Genomic DNA, 3237 nt, shown 5'->3' with positions numbered 1-3237 from the left:
TCCCGGACTTGATCCGGGACCGCTGGCCGTGAACCACCGAACCATCGGCAGGGTGCTTCGCGGCGAGCACGCATCTAAAGACAGCCAGCGGCCCCGGATCAAGTCCGGGACGACGTCACCCCTCGATCGGGATCAGGAAATCCATCGTGTAGCGCTTGGCCTTCCAGCCCTCGGGCGTGCGCACGACGTCGAAGTAGTAGCGCCCGTTGACGGTGATCCCGCCGCCTGCCTTGTACTTGCCCATGCCGATCACATAGGCGCGGATCGACGCGGTATCGCCATCGTAGGCGGTGATCGCGAAGTTCGTCAGGTAATGCGCATGGGCCGACATCGCCGCGAAGGTGTCCTCGAAGAACTTGCGGATCTCGCCGTGTCCATTGAGGCTGGGAAAACCGATGCCCGACAGGTCGAACACCGCGTCCTCCACGAAGACGGCGCAGATGCCGTCGAGGTCGTGCAGGCTGTCGACGGCATGGGCATAGGACACAAGCAGGTCCTGGATCGCCAGACGATCCTCGATGGGGCAGGCGATCATTCTGACGCACCCTTCACGTAATCGTTGAGCAGTTCGTGGAAGCGCTGGATACGCTTTTCCTGACCCGGCAGGATGCAGCCCTTGAACCCGCGGGAGTTCAGGCCCTGTTGCTGGCTGGTGCCGATCGACAGGTCCTGATCGGCCACGTAGCCCACCGAAACGCCGTCGCCGTAAACCGAATGGCGCGCCACCGCGTCATGCTGCAGCGGCAACATGCCGAGCGGGGTGAAGACCTCCTTCATGCCCTCGACCGGCGGATAGAGGCACCAGTGCTGGAACACGCACTTTTCCGGATCGGTCGGGTGCGGCTCGGTGCGCAGGACCTGCAACTGCTCGGGGCTCATGGTGAGCGTCAGGTTGGGGAACAGAGTGCAGTGGAAATAGTCCACCAGCTGCTGGTCGCTCATGTTGTCGTAATTGGTGTAGCCCCGGCCCGGACCGAGGCGGCGCTTCGCCTCGATGATCGCTTCGCGCAGATCACCCGTGCGGCCGTTGTATTCCTCGGGATCGATGCCCCACGCCCGCGCTGCCTCGCCCAGCGGAGCGGGCACTTCGGAGGTGTGGTAATCGACGCGGGTGGTCGCCTGATGGCCCTTCATCCACATCGAGTTGTGGCCCGAGGGGTACATCTCGAACAGGGTGTCGGGCAGGCCGTCGTTGATGAAGGTCGCCAGTTCGGGGTGGATCGTCGGGAGGTGATAGCTCTCGTTGAAGTTGTCGCGGATGATCTTCCAGTTGAAGTCCGCATCGGCCGAGACGTTGAGCACCCGCACCCAGTTCTCGATTCCGTAGCCCTTAAGGCGCTCGGGGAACGGTTCGAGCCATTCGTGCAGCGGGGCGACGTCGTCGTCCATGCACCAGAACACGAACGGGCCCCATGTCTCGCAGCGCAGTTCGGAAAGGTGGACCTTGCCGCAGGGCGTGCCGCCTTCGAAATCGTCGGGGTCCTGCACTTTGGCGAGGGTGCCGTCGAGGTCGAAGGTCCAGTTGTGATAGCCGCAGACGATGCGCGGCACGCTGGCCATCTCGCCCAGCACGAGCCGGTTACCCCGGTGCGGGCAGGAGTTGTAGAACGCCTTGATCGAGTCGTCTTCCTGCTTGACCATGATGACGGATTCTTTGGCGAAGTTGTGGCGGATGATGTCACCCGGCTCCTCCAGTTCCGCCAGCAACCCGCCAAGGTGCCAGACCTTGGGCCAAAGGTTCTTCATCTCGCCGTCCATCCACTCCTTAGTGGTGTAGCGGTCGGCGGTGATGGTATCGCCGCGCACCGGCGGATCGAATTCCTGCGAGTAGCGGGAAACCTTGGTATGGATGTTCATGGCTTCAGGTATCCTGTGGTTATCGCTGTTATCGTTGGCCAGAATTGGACTGGCTGGGATCGGTGCCGGCCCGGCCGCCGCGCGGGGCTTCCGGATTGGCGGCGAAGAAGTCGAGGGTGCCCGGATCGTCCTTGACCCAGTCGGTCACCAACGTGCGGGTGACGATGCGCCATTCGCCGTCGCGGCAGGCATAAGTGTCGAGGTAGCGGCCCGAGATGAACAGGTCGCGCACGCCCCCGTCCTCGCTCGAAACCGAGTGCCACGCCTGGAAGTACCACTCGCCGGTAGCGCCATCCCCGTCGACGGCGATGCGCGACTGACCAAGCAGGTGGTGCGTGGCGTTCATGTCGGCGAGGAAGCCTTGCGCGAAGGCCACGAATTCGTCGGCGCTGCCCTTCATCAGGCCGCAGTCGACGACGGCGTCGTCATGGAAGGCGCTGCGCTGCAGGTCCGGTTCCAGCCGGTCGAGACCGCGCATGTAGCGCGCCGCCGCATCGGCGATGTCGCGCCGCGCAGCGAGGTCGCGGACTTCAGCCTCGAGGTCGAAGCGGGTGGTCGTCAGAGTGTCCAAGAGGCAGGACTCCGGACAGATTGCTCGCGTGCGCTGGGCATGGCCTTTCACTCTCCCGTTCCCGGACAGGGCGCGTCTGTTTTCTTGCGCGCCTCTGGCCTTGAGTGCGGCCGGCGATAAATAAACCGGCTCAACTGCCGGTTTTTATGCTACGCTCCGGCGCATCTGCTAACCTGCGACTTAGGATAGGTTCGGGCGAACCCGCTGATAGCGCAGGGAAACAAAGGGATACGGGGGAAGGACGATGAAGGCCGAGGCACTGCAGGACCGGATGCTCAACGCGCTCATGCCCGAACTGCATGCCCGCCTGCCGGAGAATGGCGTCCCCGAAAAGTGGCAACAACGCAAGAGCGCGATGATGCGCGAGCGGCTGGTTTCCGGAGCGATCGACTGCCTCGTGGAGAGCGGCTACCCCGGCCTTACCACCGCCGCGGTGGCGAGCGCCAGCGAGGTGTCGCGCGGGACGATGCACCATCACTTCCAGACCAGAATGGAACTCGTGTCCGCCGTCGTCGATCAGGTCGTCTACCACCGGATGCGCACGTTCCTCGCCGACTACTTCGACGCGGTTTCGCGCCGCACCGACGAGCCGATGATCGAACTGGCCTGCGATGCCCACTGGCGCTCGGTCCAGACGCGGGACTATGCGGCATGGCTCGAACTGGCCGTCGCGGCCCGCACCGACGCGGAACTGGCGGCGATCTTCGAACCCGCCGCGCGCCGCTACGACGCCATCTGGGCAAGCGAGATGATCGAGGCCTTCCCACAATGGCGGGAGGACTGGGACAACCTGAAACTCGCGCACGACT

At 64.0% G+C, this 3237-nt stretch carries 4 protein-coding genes; 1 reads left to right on the top strand and 3 read right to left on the bottom strand.

Annotated features, from left to right (window positions below):
* Positions 1-115: 115 nt before the first annotated feature.
* Genes ACYPYD_RS26300 through ACYPYD_RS26290 form a run of 3 tightly spaced genes read right to left on the bottom strand, consistent with a single transcriptional unit; the run spans position 116 to position 2428 of the window.
* Positions 116-535 (bottom strand): nuclear transport factor 2 family protein, encoded by a 420-nt coding sequence (locus ACYPYD_RS26300; protein WP_459666599.1) that lies wholly within the window; start codon positions 533-535, stop codon positions 116-118.
* Positions 532-1857 carry an aromatic ring-hydroxylating oxygenase subunit alpha gene (locus tag ACYPYD_RS26295; RefSeq protein WP_069707522.1) on the bottom strand — a complete coding sequence of 442 codons (1326 nt, stop codon included), beginning with the start codon at positions 1855-1857 and terminating at the stop codon, positions 532-534. The genes ACYPYD_RS26300 and ACYPYD_RS26295 overlap by 4 nt, the downstream gene beginning before the upstream one ends.
* 28 nt (positions 1858-1885) lie before the next feature.
* A complete protein-coding gene (locus ACYPYD_RS26290) occupies positions 1886-2428 on the bottom strand; it encodes a nuclear transport factor 2 family protein (RefSeq protein ID WP_069707521.1) in 543 nt (180 codons plus the stop codon).
* A 244-nt stretch (positions 2429-2672) separates the two neighbouring features.
* On the opposite strand from ACYPYD_RS26290, the gene ACYPYD_RS26285 reads away from it, so the two are divergent.
* Positions 2673-3237 (top strand): TetR/AcrR family transcriptional regulator (locus tag ACYPYD_RS26285; RefSeq protein WP_459666597.1); only part of this gene is annotated, 565 nt, incomplete at its 3' end.

Source organism: Novosphingobium sp. 11B (genome assembly GCF_054589055.1).
This window is presented reverse-complemented; position numbering and strand designations above follow the sequence as displayed.

Excerpts from the sequence above, each read along its gene's own strand:
- ACYPYD_RS26300 (WP_459666599.1), bottom strand. The coding sequence starts at position 535 with ATGATCGCCTGCCCCATCGAGGATCGTCTGGCGATCCAGGACCTGCTT.
- ACYPYD_RS26295 (WP_069707522.1), bottom strand. The coding sequence starts at position 1,857 with ATGAACATCCATACCAAGGTTTCCCGCTACTCGCAGGAATTCGATCCG.